This window comes from Ferrimonas sediminicola (genome assembly GCF_005116715.1).
Lineage (GTDB): Bacteria > Pseudomonadota > Gammaproteobacteria > Enterobacterales > Shewanellaceae > Ferrimonas > Ferrimonas sediminicola.
On sequence record NZ_SWCI01000007.1, the window covers coordinates 17,871 to 35,897 of the forward strand.

Annotated in this window: 14 protein-coding genes and 2 tRNA genes; 8 read left to right on the forward strand and 8 right to left on the reverse strand. The window is 61.8% G+C overall.

Translation table 11 applies throughout. The features are described 5' to 3' along the window. Window positions 1-108 precede the first annotated feature (108 nt). On the reverse strand, window positions 109-447 hold the full coding sequence (locus FCL40_RS11745) for a hypothetical protein (RefSeq protein WP_136853493.1): 339 nt from the start codon (window positions 445-447) through the stop codon (window positions 109-111). 212 nt (window positions 448-659) lie between these two features. Here FCL40_RS11745 and FCL40_RS11750 point away from each other — a divergent pair, with 212 nt between their 5' ends. The 3 genes from FCL40_RS11750 to FCL40_RS11760 all read left to right on the forward strand — a co-directional run bounded on the left by FCL40_RS11750 (window position 660) and on the right by FCL40_RS11760 (window position 7,396). Then, complete coding sequence (locus FCL40_RS11750) at window positions 660-1,685, forward strand: DUF2860 family protein (RefSeq protein ID WP_136853494.1); 1,026 nt, start codon at window positions 660-662, stop codon at window positions 1,683-1,685. A 71-nt stretch (window positions 1,686-1,756) separates the two neighbouring features. Further along, window positions 1,757-6,379 carry a response regulator gene (locus FCL40_RS11755; RefSeq protein ID WP_169307096.1) on the forward strand — a complete coding sequence of 1,541 codons (4,623 nt, stop codon included), beginning with the start codon at window positions 1,757-1,759 and terminating at the stop codon, window positions 6,377-6,379. Further along, a complete protein-coding gene (locus FCL40_RS11760) occupies window positions 6,380-7,396 on the forward strand; it encodes a response regulator (protein WP_136853496.1) in 1,017 nt (338 codons plus the stop codon). On the opposite strand, the gene FCL40_RS11765 is transcribed toward FCL40_RS11760, so the two are convergent. The 3 genes from FCL40_RS11765 to FCL40_RS11775 form a co-directional block, all read right to left on the reverse strand. After that, window positions 7,386-8,654, reverse strand: coding sequence for a sensor histidine kinase (locus tag FCL40_RS11765; RefSeq protein ID WP_136853497.1), 1,269 nt, complete (start codon window positions 8,652-8,654; stop codon window positions 7,386-7,388). The genes FCL40_RS11760 and FCL40_RS11765 overlap by 11 nt on opposite strands. Beyond that, on the reverse strand, window positions 8,651-9,343 hold the full coding sequence (locus tag FCL40_RS11770; protein WP_136853498.1) for a response regulator transcription factor: 693 nt from the start codon (window positions 9,341-9,343) through the stop codon (window positions 8,651-8,653). Before FCL40_RS11770 ends, FCL40_RS11765 begins: the two co-directional genes overlap by 4 nt. A gap of 130 nt (window positions 9,344-9,473) precedes the next feature. Next, window positions 9,474-10,007 carry a GNAT family N-acetyltransferase gene (locus FCL40_RS11775; protein ID WP_205729134.1) on the reverse strand — a complete coding sequence of 178 codons (534 nt, stop codon included), beginning with the start codon at window positions 10,005-10,007 and terminating at the stop codon, window positions 9,474-9,476. A gap of 140 nt (window positions 10,008-10,147) precedes the next feature. On the opposite strand from FCL40_RS11775, the gene FCL40_RS11780 reads away from it, so the two are divergent. The 4 genes from FCL40_RS11780 to FCL40_RS11795 all read left to right on the forward strand — a co-directional run bounded on the left by FCL40_RS11780 (window position 10,148) and on the right by FCL40_RS11795 (window position 15,177). Next, a complete protein-coding gene (locus tag FCL40_RS11780; protein WP_136853500.1) occupies window positions 10,148-10,651 on the forward strand; it encodes a GNAT family N-acetyltransferase in 504 nt (167 codons plus the stop codon). Window positions 10,652-10,675: 24 nt separating this feature from the next. Further along, window positions 10,676-12,385, forward strand: a complete 1,710-nt coding sequence (gene ggt, locus FCL40_RS11785; RefSeq protein WP_136853680.1) for a gamma-glutamyltransferase — start codon at window positions 10,676-10,678, stop codon at window positions 12,383-12,385. Between the two features lie 389 nt (window positions 12,386-12,774). Continuing rightward, on the forward strand, window positions 12,775-13,143 hold the full coding sequence (locus FCL40_RS11790; RefSeq protein WP_136853501.1) for a diacylglycerol kinase: 369 nt from the start codon (window positions 12,775-12,777) through the stop codon (window positions 13,141-13,143). 21 nt (window positions 13,144-13,164) lie between these two features. Continuing rightward, window positions 13,165-15,177, forward strand: coding sequence for an LTA synthase family protein (locus FCL40_RS11795; RefSeq protein ID WP_136853502.1), 2,013 nt, complete (start codon window positions 13,165-13,167; stop codon window positions 15,175-15,177). A gap of 41 nt (window positions 15,178-15,218) precedes the next feature. Here the strand turns inward: FCL40_RS11795 and FCL40_RS11800 are convergent, their stop codons facing one another. The 4 genes from FCL40_RS11800 to FCL40_RS11815 form a co-directional block, all read right to left on the reverse strand. Further along, window positions 15,219-16,010 carry a Rossmann-like domain-containing protein gene (locus tag FCL40_RS11800; RefSeq protein ID WP_169307097.1) on the reverse strand — a complete coding sequence of 264 codons (792 nt, stop codon included), beginning with the start codon at window positions 16,008-16,010 and terminating at the stop codon, window positions 15,219-15,221. A gap of 323 nt (window positions 16,011-16,333) precedes the next feature. After that, a tRNA-Ser gene (locus FCL40_RS11805) sits at window positions 16,334-16,421 on the reverse strand. Window positions 16,422-16,655: 234 nt separating this feature from the next. Further along, window positions 16,656-16,743 (reverse strand) — tRNA-Ser (locus FCL40_RS11810). A gap of 322 nt (window positions 16,744-17,065) precedes the next feature. After that, window positions 17,066-17,281 (reverse strand): TIGR02450 family Trp-rich protein, encoded by a 216-nt coding sequence (locus FCL40_RS11815; protein WP_169307098.1) that lies wholly within the window; start codon window positions 17,279-17,281, stop codon window positions 17,066-17,068. A gap of 177 nt (window positions 17,282-17,458) precedes the next feature. Between FCL40_RS11815 and FCL40_RS11820 the strand changes: the two genes are divergently transcribed. Then, window positions 17,459-17,950 carry a putative 4-hydroxy-4-methyl-2-oxoglutarate aldolase gene (locus FCL40_RS11820; protein WP_136853505.1) on the forward strand — a complete coding sequence of 164 codons (492 nt, stop codon included), beginning with the start codon at window positions 17,459-17,461 and terminating at the stop codon, window positions 17,948-17,950. Window positions 17,951-18,027: the final 77 nt, after the last annotated feature.

An 18,027-nucleotide genomic window follows, 5' to 3' on the forward strand; every position in this document is an offset into this window, starting at 1 on the left:
CTCAAGCGCGCGGGGTTGAGGCCCACTGGCCTGGATGCTGTCGGTCTGTCTGCAACGCCACCAGGCGTTGGGACCAGGATCACGGCTGCTGCGGCCGCAGCGGCAGGATCAGGCGATGGGGGGTCTCAGACGTTCGGAAGGCGCGGCATCGGGACAGTGGCGCAGGTAGTGAAACGGCTGCTGTTGCGGGTCACTTGCGGGCGAGAACTGGCCGGTGACGATGGCAAGGTGGCCGGCATGGCAGTGGTGGTGCAGGCAGGTCTCCCCTTCGGAGTGGGCGTGATCCTGGCTGTCGTCGTGGTGGCGGTCGTGGCCGTGACCGCCAGTATCGAAATGGAGCTCGAAGCTCTGCAGATCGCCACCGATATGCAGATGCCGTCCCTCCAGCACCGCGTTGGCGGTCTGGCTGAGCAGGGTTAGCACAATCAGCAGTACCAGTCGTGTCATTTCGGCAGCAGGGATCCAGGGGCAGATGCGAGGTTGGAATGCTACCAATAAATTAGGTTCCCGCCCTAGGAAAACTTTTCCGTTTTTGGCGATGGGATCACAGGGGGCAGAGAGGAAGACCGCGTCATTTTCTTAATCTGAAGCAATGGCTTCCTGAGCGCTGGCTATACTCAAACCAGGATCGATAAACCTCTTATCCTGGAGCTGCCGCCATGCCTGCTCGTCTGTTTCTGCTCTCTAGCCTGCTGTTTGTTCCTTCGGCGCTGGCCAACGATCCCCTGACCATGCCCGATCTCCCCGGCTGGAGCGGTTACCTGGGGGCGGGCGTGGCCTATTACGACGTCAGCTCCAACTTTGTCACCGGCAACCGCCTTGTCGATCTGGACAATGAGCAGAGCCGCGGGCTGCAGCGGGCGCCCGGGTCCGAATCGGTCACCTCACCTGAGGTGCTGCTGGATCTGCGCTACACCTTTGAGGGGCTGCAGACTCAACTGTTTGCCGGCAACCTGGTGCAGGATATGGTGCGTTTCGACCTGGCCCACCAGTTGGGGGTCAGGCACAGCCTGGGCGAGTGGGGCATCGTGTCCGCGGGCTATGTGTTTTCCTCCCTGCCGACCGAGGTGTGGCAGGACCCCTTCCTGACCGATGGTCCCCGCAGCCGCAGCGATCGCGACTCTCAGGGGGGGCGGCTGGGGTGGAGCGCCATCGCCGGTTCCACCCTGGGGGTCAGCTACACCTACCGCCGCATCGATGTGAAGGAGGACCGGGCCGGGGAGGAGCTGCGGATTGCCGGTGAACTGACGGTGGATGAGCAGGCGATGCTGCGGCGCGACGGTGAGCACCATCGTTTCGAGTTTAATGCCCTGTGGAGGCTCAGCGACAACCAGCGGCTGATGCCGGCGCTGCTGTTTACCCAGCGTAGCATCGAAGGTCGGGCCAACGAGGGCGAGAGCAAGGGGATGCAGCTGACCTACTATTTTGACGGCGTCAACATCAGCGCCACGGTGACCGGCTACTACGGCGATCGGGATTACGATGCCAAGAACCCGGTGTTCGACAAGGCCCCGGATGCCGAGGAGTATGGCCTGGGCGCCAACTTGTTCTGGCACCAGCCTATGGGGTTGAATCAATGGGATATTAGATTGGGATTGCTCTATTTTGAATCCGATGCGAGAGTAGAGTTTTACGACTCTGATCTCTTCGGTGCCAGCCTGTCGCTGCTTTACCGATTTCGTTGAGGGCCGGCATGCAACTGATGGTACGACTCTGTCTGATCTTTCTTTGTGTCTGGATGCCGTTGGCGCATGCGGTGCCAGAGACCAGTGGGCGAGTGCCGCTGACCATGGCCGAGCGCGCCTGGATGGCGCAGAACCCGGTGGTCACCGTGGCGGTGGAGGACTGGCCCCCCATCGTCTTCGAGCGCCCCAACGGCCAGGCCGGTGGTTTGTCCGCCGGCTTTCTGGATCTTATCGCTCAGAAAACCGGGTTGAGGTTCCGTTACGAGTCCAGGCCCTGGCTGGACCTGCTTGAAGGGGTTCGCGAAGACGAGCTGGACCTGATCCCCGCCATCTTCCACCTGCCCGAGCGTGAAACCTACGGGATCTTCTCCAAACCCTACTTCATGGTGAAGGAGTTCCTCTATGTGAAGTCGGGGAACAGCGAGATCAGCGGTTTCGATGATCTGCGTGGAAGACGCCTGGCGCTGATACGGGGCTACACCAGCTGGAACCGGGTCTCTGCCGCCTTTCCCGAGATTGAGATCGTCCCCGCCGACACCCTGCTTGATGCCATCAACATGGTGCTCAACGGAGATGCCGATGCCACCTTCGAGTCCCAGGTGGTGGTGGAGTACACCCTCAACAGCGCCCTGATTGGGGGGATCAAGGGGATCCCCCAGAGCGCGTTCGGAGATATCCCGTTGAGGTTCTTTACTCGAAAGGGGGCTCCGGAGCTGGCGTCGATCATTCAGAAGGGGCTTGATGCCATCAGCGCCGAGGAGAAACGGGCAGTCATGGGGCGATGGCTGTTCACCGCCACCGATATCTCCGAGCCCGAGGTCAGCACCTACGAGAACCTGCGCTGGCTGACGGCGCTGCTGGTGGTGATCATCACCGCCCTGATTATCCTCGGCAAGCTGATGCAGCGTTTTGTGCACTCAGAGAGGGCCGAGCTGCAGTTTGGCAGCCCCAGGTTCAGCTACCTGGTGGTGATCGGCGTCGCGGTGTTTGTCACCTTCGTCATCGCCATGAGCCTGTTGATGCTGGATTACAACAAGCGGGTGCTGGAGGAGCGAAACCAGATCTCCCTGGAGGTGATCGCCTCCTCAGTGCTGGAGAACCTGGAGGCGATGGTGGAGGGCCGGCAACAGGCCCTCTCTCTGGTGGCGCAGAAGCCGGACTTCATCCAGATGGTGGAGCGACTGCTGGCCATCTCTCGTCACCCCCAGCTGCTGCTGCAGTCCGATGAGCAGGAACAGCTGCGAAGCGAGCTGGCCTCGCTGAACTCGGTGTTGGGTGATCTGGGCTTTTTCGTCATTGCACCGGATGGCACCACCCTGGCGTCCGCCAGGGAAATGGCCATCGGTGAGCGCAACCTGATTGCCGCCGCCCGCCCCGGGCAGTTCATTCAGCTGCTCTCCGGACAGAGTCTGTTCATCCCGCCGCTGCCCTCCGACATTGAAGGCCAGAGGTTCACCATGTTCGTGGCCATTCCCATCTTCAACCGCTACGGCAAGGTGATTGCGGTGCTGGCGGAGCGGCTGGATCCGCAGAGGGACTTCAACGCCATCATCGGTGCCGGCCGGGTCGGGGAGACCGGCGAGACCTATGCCCTGGACCGGCAGGGGGTGCTGCTCTCCAACAGCCGGTTCGAGGAGATGCTGATCCGCACCGGACAGATCGCCGTCGGTGAGTCCAGCGTGAGGGCTATCGAGGTGCGCGATCCCGGCGGGGATCTCTCCGCGGGTTTCATCCCCGCCCCGGGTAAACACCCCCTGACCAAGATGGCGAAGGCGATCTCCCTGGTGCAAAGCGGCTCGTCACTGGAGCCTTACCGGGACTACCGGGGCATTCCGGTGGTGGGGGTGTGGCAGTGGAGCGAAATCCTGGGAGTGGGCATTGCCACCGAGATGGATGAGCGGGAGGCGATGTTCGCCTACACCACACTGAAATCCACCCTCTCCCTGGTGTTGGGGGTGACCCTGTTCTTCGCCGTGGTGGCCATACTGTTCACCCTGAGCCTGGGCAAGAACGCCAACCTGAGGTTGATGCGGGCCAAGGCCTCGCTGGACAAGCGGGTGCGCCAGCGCACCCGCGAACTCTCCCTCTCCGAGGAGAAGGTGCGCCTGCTGCTGGGCTCTGTTGGCCAGGGGATCATCGGTACCGATGTGGAGGGGCGGATAAACTTCGTCAACCCCGCGGCCCTGGCGATGCTCGGCTACCAGGAGGAGGCGATCGTCGGACGCGCTCTGGAGCCGCTGCTGATGCTGGAGCAGGAGGGGCCGCCCCGGCCCAGCCCGCTGGGGCTGACCCTGAGCCGAGGCTCCAAGGAGCAGCTGGACGACGTTCTGCTGAAACGGCGCAGCGGCCAGAGCTTCTCCGCCGAGTACGCCACCCACCCTGTGGTCAAGGAGGGGGAGATCGTCGGGGCGGTGGTGGTGTTCAGCGACATCACCCAGCGCAAGACCATGGCCCGGGATCTGGCCCAGGCCAAGCAGGAGGCGGAGCTGGCGTCGGAAGCCAAGAGTGAGTTCCTGGCCAACATGAGCCACGAGATCCGCACGCCGATGAACGCCATCATCGGCATGTCCTACCTAGCCCTTGAGACCGACCTGGATCGCAAGCAGCGCTCTTTCATCGAGAAGGTACACCGCTCCGCCGAGGCGCTGCTGGGGATCATCAACGACATCCTCGATTTCTCCAAGATCGAGGCGGGCAAGATGACCCTGGAGCAGACCCCATTCTACCTGGACGACGTGCTGAGCAACCTGAGCAACCTTATCGCCCTTAAGGCGGAGGAGAAGGGGCTGGAGCTGCTGTTCAATGTGGAGTCTGATGTGCCCCAGGCCCTCGTCGGCGACCCGCTGAGGCTGGGACAGATCCTCACCAACCTGGGCAACAACGCCATCAAATTCACCGAACGGGGGGAGATCGTCGTCTCCATCCGGCTGCAGGAGCAGCACAACAGCCGTGCCCAGCTGCTGTTCTCTGTGCGCGACAGCGGCATCGGCATGAGCCGGGAGCAGCGTCAGCGGCTGTTTCGCGCCTTCAGCCAGGCGGACAGCTCCACCACCCGCAAGTATGGCGGCACCGGATTGGGGCTGACCATCAGCAAGACCCTGACCGAGCTGATGGGCGGGGAGATCTGGGTGGAGAGCAAGCAGGGAGAGGGCAGCGTCTTCAATTTCACCGTCTGGATGGAGGTGCAGGAGAACGCCGAACCCCGCACCCGCTTCGATGCCCAGCGGTTGTCTCAGCTCAGCGCCCTGGTGGTGGACGACAACCCCTCGGCGCGCACCATACTGGTGAGCATGCTGGAGAACTTCGGCATCCGTGCCGACAGCGCCGAGGGGGGTGAACAGTGTCTCAAGTTGCTGGCGTCCGGCCACTATGACCTGCTGTTCATCGACTGGAAGATGCCAGACCTCGATGGCTTCGGCTGCCTGCGGGCCATGGGCGACCTCAAGCTGGATCGTGAACCCAAGGTGATCATGGTGACCGCCTATGGCCGTGAGGAGGCGATGCAGGAGGGGATGGACAATGGCCAGCTTCTCAACGGGGTGCTGAGCAAGCCGATTACCCCCTCCACCCTGCTTGATGCCATCGGTGAAGCCCGGGGCGAGGCGGTGGTGCGCACCAATCGCAAGCTGGATAAGCGTAAGCAGATGAAGCGCTCCCTGAGTCAGTTGCAGGGGGCTCACCTGCTGCTGGTGGAGGACAACGAGTTCAATCAGGATCTGGCGAGGGAGCTGCTTGAGCAGAATGGCCTCACCGTCGAGGTGGCGGCCGACGGCCAGCAGGCTCTGGACAGGATCAACCGGGGCGGCGAGTACGATGCGGTGCTGATGGATGTGCAGATGCCGGTGATGGACGGCTATCAGGCCACCCGGGCGATTCGGGCGATGCCCGGGCAGGACAGCTTGCCCATCATCGCCATGACCGCCAACGTGATGAGCCGTGACATCGACCGGGCCCGGCAAGCCGGGATGAATGACCACATCGGCAAGCCCATCGACGTGGAGCAACTGTTTGCCACCCTGGCCCGCTGGGTTGACAAGGGGGCGGCCGAGGTCAGCCTGGCCGAGACGGAGCCCCACAAGGATCTGGCCCAGCTGACGCCGGAGATCGATGTGGGTCACCTGACGGCGGTGACCCAGGGGAACCAGGGGCTGATCGACAAGCTGCTGCGCCATTTCGCCGCCGACCACCTGGCGTTTGCGGAAAGCTTCGCCCTGCGGCTCAAATCCGGCCACCAGGAGGCCACCCGCCTGGCCCACACCCTGAAGGGGGTAGCGGGCAACCTCGGGGCGGGGGAGGTGCAAAGGGCGGCGGAGCAGCTGGAGAGTGGCTGTGACGAGCGCAAGAGCGACGCGGAGCTGTTGGCACTGGCCGAGGCGGTGGAGGCCAGACTGCAGCCGGTGCGTCAGGCCATTATCGCCTACCTGGGCCCAGAGTCTCGGGCGGCGTCTACAATGAAAGAGTGCGATCCCCGGGCTCGGTTGAAGCAGCTGGAAACCCTCAGGCAACTGCTTCTGGATGATGATACCGAAGCGGTGGATCTGCTGGACGAGCTGCTGGCCCAGGCCCGCGAGCCCGGGATACGTCGCCGGCTCGGCAAGATTGCCCAGGCGGTGGAACAGTTCGATTTCCCACAGGCTTTGAGTCTGCTGGAGCAACTGCTGGAATCTCAGGGGTGGACCCTGGAGGAGGGCTAGGTGCACAACGCGGTAATACTGGTGGTGGATGATAACCCTGAGAACATCAACCTGCTCAGCGCCGTGTTGCGTCATGACTACAAAGTGAAAGCCGCCACCAGCGGCGCCCGGGCCCTGGAGATCGCCGCCCGCCACCCCCGTCCGGATATGATCCTGCTCGATGTGATGATGCCGGAGATGGACGGCTATGAGGTGTGCGAGCGCCTAAAGGGCGAACCCACCACCGCCTACATTCCCGTCATCTTCGTCACCGCCAAAATTGCCGTAGAGGATGAGACCCGCGGCCTGGAGCTGGGGGCGGTGGACTACATCACCAAACCGATCAACCCCTCCCTGGTCAAGGCGCGGGTGCGCACCCACCTGGCGCTGTCGGATCAGAACCGGGAGCTGGCCCGCCAGGTGGCGCAGAAGACCGAGGAGCTGACCCTGACCCGGCTCAAGGTGATTCAGACCCTGGGACGGGCGGCGGAGTACAAGGACAACGAGACCGGCATGCACGTCATCCGCATGAGCCACTACTCCAGGCTGATCGCCCAGCAGCTGGATGTCAGTGAGGAGTGGATCGAGCTGCTGTTTAACGCCTCCCCCATGCACGACATCGGCAAGATCGGCATCGTCGATGCGATCTTGAAGAAGCCGGGGCGGCTGGAGGGTGAGGAGTGGCTGGAGATGAAGCGCCACTCGGAGTATGGCGCCGACATCCTCAGCGGTCACGACTCGGAGCTGCTGAATATGGCCAGGGAGATCGCCCTGGCTCACCATGAGAAGTGGGATGGCACCGGTTATCCCAAGGGGCTCAAGGGGCAGCAGATCCCGCTGTCCGCCCGCATCGTTGCCATCGCCGATGTGTTTGACGCCCTCACCTCAGAGCGCCCCTATAAACCCGCCTGGAGTGTGGAGGAGTCGGTGGCCTTTATCGATAGTCACTCTGGGGTTCACTTCGATCCGGAGCTGGTGGAGATTTTCCACCAGTGCCTGCCAAAGATGCTGGAGATCCGCGCCCAGTTCAGTGGCTAGTGTGGGTAAACTCGATGCGGGCCACGCACCCTCCCTGTTCACGGTTGGCCAATGCGAACCGCCACCGGTATCGCTGGCACAGGTCCTCGATGATCAACAGTCCCAGACCGTGACCGCCGCACTGGACACCCTCCAGTCCCGGCCCCTGGTCCAGGATGGACAGGCTGTGATCGTCCATTTCCACCCCTATTTCGCCTTTGCCGGTGGCGGCGATGGCGTTGCGCAACAGGTTGCCGACGATCATCCTGACCACCGCTGGTTCCGCCTGGATCTGCGGTGTGCCCGTCACCGACAGGGTGAGGCCGACCGCCTTGTTGTCGGCGGCGATCTGCTCCTGGTCGACGATCTCCCGTAGCTCCTCGTCGCCGAGATCCCTGGGTTCTATGAGGTGTTCGCTCTTTTCGTAACGGACCAGGGAGAGCAGGGCGTCCACCATGGTCTGCATCTCCTTGGTAGCACTGAGGATTCGGGTGCGCTGACGCGCCACGAACTCGGCTTTGGTGGAGTGCTCCAGCAGGTTGGCGGCGCCGCGGACAATGGTCAGAGGGGTACGCAACTCGTGGCTGGCGTAGCGGGCGAAGGCTTGCTCCCGACGGATCAGCTTGTCCAGATCCTCCCGGTGCTGGTTGAAGGCATCGGTCAGCTTGACGAACTCTTCAGCGGCGGTGTCCGCCATGTAGAGCGGCGTCTGCGGATCATCCTTCAGGCTGGCCAGTTGGTCGCCCAGCTCCTTGACCGGTTGGATCAGTCGGATAGAGAGCAGGTAGACGATGACGCCCACCACCATCATGATCCCTATGGTGGCGGTGACAATCATCAGGTTCAGCAGCAGGGTCTCCCTTTCAGTCACCTCGACCGACTCGGTTTCTGCCACCAGTACCAGGGGCACCCGGGCGCCTCCTTTCTGAAACTCGGTCACCAGAACGTAGACGGAACCCAGTTCCAGGTGCAACTCCTCGATGGCGTAGTGCCTTGCCAGCAGGCGCTTGGGGACAAACTCCGGTACGTCCGCCAGGTTGTCGAAGGCGTAGGTTATGCGGTCAATTTCCAGCGGCCCGGACGCGCCGGTCAGATAGCGGGCCACCGCCACCTCCTTGGAGATCTGCAGGGAACGCTCGTTCACCGCATCCTCGCCCCAGTGCAGGGCGGTGTTGAACAGGGTGATCATCGCCAGGCCGACGGCGATGGCCAGGGCGCCGAACACCAGCAGCAACCTGGCGGTCAGGCTGCGGACATTGGAGAAGCGATGGCGCCTCACGGTTTCAGTTCCAGTCTGAGGCCTACCTTGGGGACGGTCACCAGCATCGGCTTGGTGAAGGGCTTGTCCAACTGGCTGCGCAGCTGGTAGATGTGGCTGCGCAGCACATCGTTACTTGGGGGCTGGTCGCCCCAGATGGCATCGGTCAGTTGCTCGCGGCTGACCACGCCGGGTGCGGCGTGGGCCAGCACCGACAGGATCTTGAAGGTGGTGGGATTGACACAGAGCTTGCGTCCCTGGCGCCATGCCTGGCGGGTCTTGGTGTCGATCTCCAGCTCGCCCACCTGCAGTTTGCCGGTGGTGACGGTGCCGCGGTAGCGGCTGATCAAAGCCAGCAGGCGCGCCTCCAGGATCTCCAGATCGAAGGGCTTGGTCAGGTAGTCATCGGCTCCCTGCTTGAATCCCTGCAGAGTATCCCGGCGGTTGTCCAGGGCGGTCAGCATCAGCACCGGGGTGTCTTTCCCCTGGCTGCGCAGCGCCTGGCACACTTCGAAGCCGTCCATGCGCGGCAGCATCAGGTCCAGGATGATGGCATCGAAACTGCTGTCCAGGGCCAGCTTCAGTCCCAGTTCGCCGTTGTCGGCGTAATCCAACTCCACCTCTTTGGCTTCGAAGAAATCGAAGAGGATGCCGGCGATCTCGCGGTTGTCTTCCACCAGCAGCAGTTTGGCGTCTTTCAGGCAGTCCATCGGTTGTCCGGATCCAGGTTACTCTGGCCAGTATGATGCCCTGTTTGTGAAGAAAATGTCGATGGCAAGATGGTCTCTGCGGCCAATCGAGACGGGGTGGCATCGGCGGGCATGGTGTCCAACTACCTGCTCAGCGGTCGCTGGGTATTTGCCTGGGCTGACTCGGATTCCGGTAGAGTACCACCCGCTCTCCGGAGTTCAGTTCGACGCTGCCGTCCGCCTCCAATCCCAGTTTCTGCAGCACCCGCCGGGAGGCCAGGTTGTGTTCCGACACCACCCCGACCACCACGGGTAACCCCAGGCCCTCCCGGGCATAGCTCATGACCGCCCGGCAGGCCTCGGTGGCCAGCCCCAGGCCGAAGTAGGCTTCGCTGATGGCATAGCCGATGTCCGGCCAGGGAAGCTCCTCCCGCTTTATCAGGCCGGCGATACCCACCGGGGCACCTCCCCGGGTCAGGCTCAGATGGTACATGCCAAAGCCGTGAACCCGGTAGCTGGCGATGGGGCCGTCCGCCAGATGCTGGCGGGCCTGCTCCAGGCTTCGGACCCCCTTGTCATGAATGCCGTCGATGAAGGGCTGCTCGTTGAGCAGCTTCAGGTAGAAGGGAGCATCCTCAGGGGTCAGTTCACGAATGGTCAGTCGCTCGGTGATCAGCGGTTGCATCATCTCTCCCAGGGTTGGGCAAAGATTCAGGGTAGCCAGCCTGACCACGGTTTGGCAAGCAGGGAAAAACGCCTGTCATTCTGATGTGAATTCGATACTATGGGCGATCCCGCTTCGGGGTAGGCTGAGGGAGAGCAGCAATGATAGAGACCGAACGTGTCAGGCTCAGGCCCTTCGAGTGTAACGATGCCGAGGCGGTCTACGCCTTCAGTGCCGATCCCAGGGTGACCCGCTTTACCGGTGACGCCGGTCGGGTCCAGAGCCTGGAGGAGGCCAGGGAGATCATCGCCAAAGTGTTTTTCCAGGATTATGCCACTTATGGCTACGGCCGCTGGGCCGTGGTGTGGAAGGAGACCGGCCAGGTGATCGGCTTCTGTGGTCTTAAGTATCTACCGGAAATGAAAAAAACCGATTTCGGCTACCGCTTTATTCCGGAGTTTTGGGGGAGGGGGATCGCCACCGAGTGCGGCCGTGCCATGCTCGGCTACGCCCGGAAGCATTGGGATACGGGTGCGGTCGTGGCCCTGACCGATCCCCGCAATGAGGCCTCCCACCGGGTACTGCTGAAGCTGGGCTTCGAGCAGCACGGCATGGTGGAGTACTGGGGCGAACAAGTCAGATATTACAAGCAAGGAACCTCTTAAGTGAGAACCCAAGGAAAACCTTTGATGGTGGCGCTGGTGGCGCTGTCGTTGTTCATCGGTGCCTCCCCGGTCGAGGCCAACCAACCTTCCATCTACAGCCAGATGGACGTCACCCACCCGGTGTGGGCCCAGCATGGCATGGTGGCCAGCCAGGAGCGGCTCGCCTCCGAAGTGGGGGTGGAGATCCTGCGTCGTGGTGGTAATGCCGTGGACGCCGCCGTCGCCGTGGGCTTCGCCCTGGCGGTTACTCTGCCCCGGGCGGGCAACCTGGGAGGCGGTGGGTTCATGGTGGTGCACCTGGCCGACTCGGACCAGGACATCGCCATCGACTACCGAGAGATGGCTCCTGGGCGGGCCCACAGGGATATGTTCCTGGACGAGCAGGGTGACGCGGTGACGGAACTGTCGCGTTTCCATGGGCTGGCGGTGGGGGTACCCGGTACCGTCTACGGCCTGGATCTGGCGCTGAGCAAGTATGGCACCATGAGTCTCAAACAGGTGCTGGCGCCGGCCATTGCCCTGGCCGAGGAGGGGATCCTGGTGTCTGCGGATCTGGCCAACAGCCTTGAGGGCCTGAAGAAGCGCCTGGGGCGCTGGCCCAGCACCGAGAAGGTGTTCTACAAGGCCGGTGGCGGCCTCTATGCCCCGGGCGATAAGCTGGTTCAACGGGATCTGGCGGCATCCCTCAAACGCATTGCTGATGGCGGCAGGGACGGCTTCTACAAGGGGGAGACCGCGCGGCTGATCGCCAAGGCGGTGCAACAGGCTGGCGGAGTGATGACCGAGGCGGACCTGGCCAACTACCGGGCGGTGGAGCGTCAGCCGGTTCGTGGTGAGTATCGCGGCTATGAGGTGATCTCCATGCCACCTCCCTCCTCGGGAGGGGTGCATATCATCCAGATGCTCAACATGCTGGAGCACAAGCCGATGGCCGAGATGGGGGCAGGCAGCGCCCAGTCGATCCACTGGATGGCGGAGACCATGCGCCGGGCCTATGCGGACCGCAGTGAATACCTGGGGGATCCCGATTTCACCAAGGTCCCGGTAGCCGGGCTCACCAGCCGGGCCTATGCGGCCAAGCTGCTGAAGGGGATCGACCCCAGCCACGCCACGCCCTCGAGTAACATCAAGCCGGGTAACCCCGTCCCCTACGAGAGCGATCAGACCACCCACTATTCGGTGGTGGACAAGTGGGGCAACGCGGTGTCCAACACCTATACCCTGAACTTCAGCTATGGCTCCGGTCTGGTGGCCGAAGGCACCGGCATCTTGCTGAACAACGAGATGGACGATTTCTCCGCCAAACCCGGCACGCCCAACGGCTATGGCCTGATCGGCGGCGAAGCCAATGAGGTGCAGCCGGGCAAGCGCCCACTGAGCTCCATGAGCCCCACCATAGTGATGAAGGCGGGCAAGCCCTACCTGGTGACCGGCAGCCCGGGCGGCTCGAGGATCATCTCCACCACCCTGCAGGTGATCGTCAATGTTATCGACCACGACATGAACGTGGCGGAGGCGACGGCGGCCTCCCGAATCCACCACCAGTGGTACCCCGATGAGATCCGGGTCGAAAAGAGCATCAATCCGGATACCAAGCGCCTGCTGGAGACGATGGGTCACAAGGTGAGCGTCAAACCCTCCATGGGCAGCACCCAGTCCATCATGGTCACCGAGGAGGGGCTGATGGGCGCATCCGACCCCAGGCGCATGGGCGCCGCCACCCTGGGGTATTAAGCCACTGGCTACGGGGGGCGTCGGTGGGCGCTTCCTCGTTGTCATCGTTTGTAAGTGAAATGGTCATCCTGGTTGATTAGGGTTGAGTTTGATCGTCCCGGCTCCCACTCTCGCTCAAGATGTGAACTCATGCGCGTTTTTAGTTATCGTTTGGCTGTTTTTCTGGAACCGATTTCCCCGCGGGGGCAGACTCTGCCATCGCAAGGAATGCACCACCACGCGGCTGCCGGCCGCGAATTAGATATTTCACGCGACGACGGGCTCCCAACCAGGGAGCCTTTTGTTTTATCAGGCTAGTATCTCCGCCGATCCATGCCAGGCGTTTACAAAACTTTCATGTCATCTCTGTTACAACTCCGCCTCGAGACAATGCAATTCAGGGCAACAGTGTGAAATCCAATCAGACCGGCTTCTTACGAATCATCTATGCAACCCGCTACTCCTGGTTGGGCCTCAGGGCGGCCTGGAGAAGTGAAGCGGCGTTTCGCCAGGAGTTGGTTGGGCTTCTGGTGCTGGTGCCCCTGGCTCTGTGGTTGCCTGTTAGCGGGCTCGAAAAGCTGTTGCTAATCGGCTCGCTGGTGGCGGTGATCATAGTCGAGTTGCTCAACTCCGCCATCGAGGCGGTGGTTGATCGCATCGGAGACGAGTTCCATCCCCTTTCGGGCCAGGCCAAAGACATGGGGTCGGCAGCGGTGCTGCTGGTCCTGTTGATGGCCACCGCTACCTGGGCCTACGTGTTGTTCTCCCACTACCTATAAAATTACTTTTTGGATGACACTATGTTGGACAATCTGCGCCGGCGGATGGGGCTGCTGTATCCCATTGTATCCGCGTTGGGGGTGGCGCTTCTGGTGATGACCCTGTCGCGGGCCGGCCTGGCCCTGTGGCAGTGGGACCGGGTCTCTGCGGCCGATGGCTGGGGCACCCTGTTTGTCGGTGGCTTACGGGTGGATCTCTCCACCCTGTGTTACCTGTTGATGCTACCAGCCCTTCTCACCGTGCTGATGGCGGGCGAGGGGCCGCTGGGCCGCAACGTCCTGAAGCTGCTGCGCCTGTTCCTGGTGGTGGCGCTGTGGTTTGTGGTGTTTATGGAGCTGGCCACGCCAAGCTTCATACTGGAGTACGATCTTCGTCCCAACCGCCTCTTCTATGAGTACCTCGGGTATCCTCATGAGGTGTTTGCCATGCTGTGGAGCGGCTACAAAACGGAGCTGTTCATCGGCCTGCTGGTCAGCAACCTGACCCTGTGGCTGGCCTGGCACGCCAGCGGCCGCTGGACTCGCCAACTGGCCGTGCCCAAGTGGTACTGGCGGCCGCTGTTGGCCCTGCTGGTGGTGGTGATAGGGGTCGGCGGCGCCCGCTCCTCCCTGGGGCACCGGCCATTGAACCCGGCCCTGGTGGCCTACTCCACCGATCCCCTGATGAACGATCTGGTGCTTAACTCCGCCTACGCCGTGGCGTTTGCCCTCAAGCAGTCGGGATCGGAAGACAGCGCCTTTCAGTACTATCCCAACATGACCCGGCAAGAGATTGTCCAGCGGGTTCGCGAGGCCACCAACCTGGGAGCGTCTGACTTCGTTTCCAAGGCGTTTCCCACCCTGGCAGAGCATCCCGCCAGCTATGCCGGCAAACCCAAGAACCTGGTGATCCTGCTGCAGGAGAGTCTGGGCGCCCGTTACGTGGGGGCGTTGGGGGGGCTGCCGCTGACGCCGAACCTGGACACCCTGATTGCTCAGGGATGGAGCTTCAATCGGCTCTACGCTACCGGGACCCGATCGGTGCGCGGCATCGAGGCGGTGACCACCGGGTTCTCGCCGACGCCGACCCGCGCGGTGGTGAAGCTGAGCGACAGTCAGCGCAACTTCTTCTCCATCGCCGATCTGCTTCGCAGTCACGGCTATCATACCCAGTTCATCTATGGCGGGGAGAGCCACTTCGACAATATGAAGAGCTTCTTCCTGGGCAACGGTTTTGTGGATATGCAGGACCGCCCCACCTTCGGGTCGCTGGCCTTCGAAGGCGCCTGGGGGGCTTCCGACGAGGATCTCTACGTCAAGGCCCACCGCCAGTTTAGCCAGCTGCACCGGCAGGGGCAGCCCTTCTTCAGCTTGGTGTTTACCTCCTCCAACCACAGCCCCTTCGACTACCCAAAGGGGCGCATCGAGCCCTATAACCAGCCGGATCAGACCCGGGAAAATGCCGCCAAGTACTCCGACTGGGCCCTGGGTCAGTTTATGGCTAAGGCCAGGGCGTCTGACTACTGGAAGGACACCCTGTTCCTGGTGGTGGCGGACCACGACTCGCGCACCTATGGTGACAAACTGGTGCCCATCAACCACTTCCGTATCCCGGCGGTGATTGTGGGGGAGGGGATTGCCCCCAGGCAGGATGATCGCCTGGCCAGCCAGATGGATCTGGCGCCGACCCTGATGTCGCTTATCGGCATCAGTGATCAACACCCGATGATCGGACATGACCTGACCCGAGAGGTGCCCAGGGAGAAGCTCAGGGCGATGATGCAGTTTTACAAGAACTTCGCCTGGATGAACGACGACAATCAGGTGGTGATCTACCAGCCCGAGCAGGCGGCTCAGGGGTTTCGCTATGATCCACAAACCGACCGCCTGAGTCCGGCACCGGTTTCCGAGGAGCTGGCCCGAACTGCTCTGGCGAACGCCCTATGGGGCTCGCTGGCATACGGTGAAGGGCTTTATCCCGGTGTGGACAGGCGGTTGAGGGAGGCCGGCCAGGCGGTCTCGGCCGGACTGGGGCTGGCCGCTGGCGCTCCCTGAGGCCCGAACGGACAAGGGGCCGCTGTCGCCGACCCTGGGAGTCAGCCGGGGTAGTGGTTGCGGTGCAGGGAGTAGCGCAGGGCCGAGTCTTTCCATTTCTTACCGTTTTTCCAGCGCTCCAGGAAGGCCGGGCCGTCCAGGATCACTCGGCCTCCCACCGAGGTGACGCCCAGCTCGAACAGCACCTCCGGCAGCAGCCCCACCGAGGGGCCAACCAGGGCCACCTCGTTGGCCTCGGTAACCAGGGGCAGCAGGGGAGCGAGGGTGTGATTGATCACCGTGGTACCGGTGATCAGCACCTTGTTGCATCCCCTGAGTGCGGTCGGGTCGGTGGTGACCCGCAGGTGCTCCTCCTCCCGCGCCAGCTCCGCTTTCAGTTCGATGACGGTGACCGGGATCTGCCGCGCCTTGAGGGAGTCAAGCAGCGGCGGAAAGAACCCGACCATGCCGACCCGGTCGGCGTCGCTGAGCCTGAGCAGATCCAGGGTGTCCTCGGCCCGGCTGTAGTCGAATCCCCTCTGTCTGAGCAGCATCTGGCTGATGGCATTGAGGGCGCCGGCTCCCAGTACCCGCTGCCACTGGGTGGACGCCAGGTAGAGCCTGGCCAGATGGGTGACCGGTTGGCCTAGGTAACTGCGATAGAGGGTGTCATCCTGAAGTATCGACAGGGCGTCTCCCAGCTTGGTGTAGGTCAGGCCGACGGTGCCATCCTCCAGTTCGACGGCGCCGAACTTGGCATTGGGGTTGGAGTCCAGGTGCTCGCCGATGATGTGGATGCCTCGGACCCGGGGCGCGTCCCGGGTGCCCAGTGCGTCGATTACTCGCTGATACACGGTGTTCATAAGGTTACGAAAGTGGTGGGTTTGCCTCATTATACTGGTGCCGGGAGTGGAGAAATGAGAGTTGGCGCCGATTTACCCGAGCAGGAGGGTTGGGTAATATCCGAGTACCTAGCGCAGCGCCGTTGAATCGAGAAGTTGGCGGAATTAGCGGGCAGAAGGGAACGTGTGCGGCCGAATGGGGAAGAGAGGATCGCCTTCGGCGTTACTTCGCTCATTCTTCGCTTCGTTGCGAACCGGAGAGTTTGCACCAAGTCCTGCCGTAACGCGCATAAACAAAAAGCCCCCGCACTTCGTGCAGGGGCTCTCTGTTTATATGGCGGTTAGGGAGAGATTCGAACTCTCGATACGTTGCCGTATACACACTTTCCAGGCGTGCTCCTTCAGCCACTCGGACACCTAACCATGTTTTGGATTTGTTGTTTTACGAGGTCAAATCTAACTCGCTGCCAGATGGCTGAGAACCCCGCCTGGGACGTGGTTAAGCTGCGCTGCTGCAGCCACTCGGACACCTAACCATGTTTTGGATTTGTTGTTTTACGAGGTCAAATCTAACTCGCTGCCATATGGCTGAGAACCTCGCCTGGGGCGTGGTTAAGCTGCGCTGCTGCAGCCACTCGGACACCTAACCAGATAAAATGGCGGTGAGGGAGAGATTCGAACTCTCGATACGTTGCCGTATACACACTTTCCAGGCGTGCTCCTTCAGCCACTCGGACACCTCACCAAATTTTCAAATCCTGGGTTTAACGAGCACAGAATCAAGCTCGTGATGGGTGGCTGAGAACCCCGCCTGGGGCGTGATTAAGCTGCGCTGCTGCAGCCACTCGGACACCTCACCAAATCGTCGTTTTGCAGTTTTAGAAGCACAAATCGCTCTTCGTCGCTGTGGGTCTGGCCGACAGGACGGGGCGTACTTTACGGACAGGGGCGCAGCGGGTCAAGCCGCTCTGGCCGGAATTGGGTTTGGTTGCGCTGCTTTTAGCCGTATTGGTTGATTTTTGGGATTTTACTGGCAAAAGTTACAGCAGTCGGGGCTGGGCGGGCTATCACACCCAACCCATATGCCACTTGTCCGAGTCCCGCAGATCGTCGGTGCTCATCTCGACGGGCATGCGGTTGTTGACCCCTTGCAGGCCAACCCGGGTCACATGGCCATGGGCATCGGTGTAGGTGTAGGTCACCAGGAAGTGGGTGTCGTTATTGATGGAGGTAGTGGCGGTCCACTTGCTCAGCGGCAGGTACTTTTCAGAAAAGACGTTCATGCTTCGTCCCCTTAAAGTCGCATTGAGTGTGCAGGCCATCCTGCTTGGCGCCTGATCCTAGTTTAGAACGTCACCGTCCCCCCGCAAGCGGTGGATGAGGTATTGCCGACGGCCGCTTGTGTTCCCTACGTGGATTGGTCAGGATGGGATCACTACCAATCTCAAAGGAGTGAGACTATGTTGGATCTGTTGCCGGAGCTCTGTGATGAGTACCTGGATGAATTGACCGTTTTCCCACCTATCTTTCGACAGTTTGGCGGTCAATCCGTGTTCTATGGCCCCGTGATGACCCTCCGCTGTCCCGAAGACAACTCCCTGGTGCGTCGCTGGGTTTCCCAGCCTGGAGAGGGCAGGGTGCTGCTGGTGGATGGCGGAGGTGGCGATCGCCGGGCGCTGCTGGGAGATAACCTGGCCAAGCTGGCGATGGATAACGGCTGGTCGGGCATCGTGGTCTATGGCTATGTCCGGGATGCGGCAACCCTGGCCACCCTGCCGTTGGGAATTCAGGCTCTGGGGGCGATGCCGGTCAAGACCGACAAACGGGGCCTGGGCGAAGAGGGGGTCGAGGTGGAGATCCAGGGGCGGGTGATCAAACCGGGCCAATACCTGTATGCCGATGACAACGGTGTGGTGGTCGCGGATCGAGCACTGCCACTACCTTTAGCCTAACCATTTGAGTTGTTTGAGTTAAACTTATAGAACTCTCTCCGCCATTCGGTGGTCTCATTTTGAAACGGATTCAATGG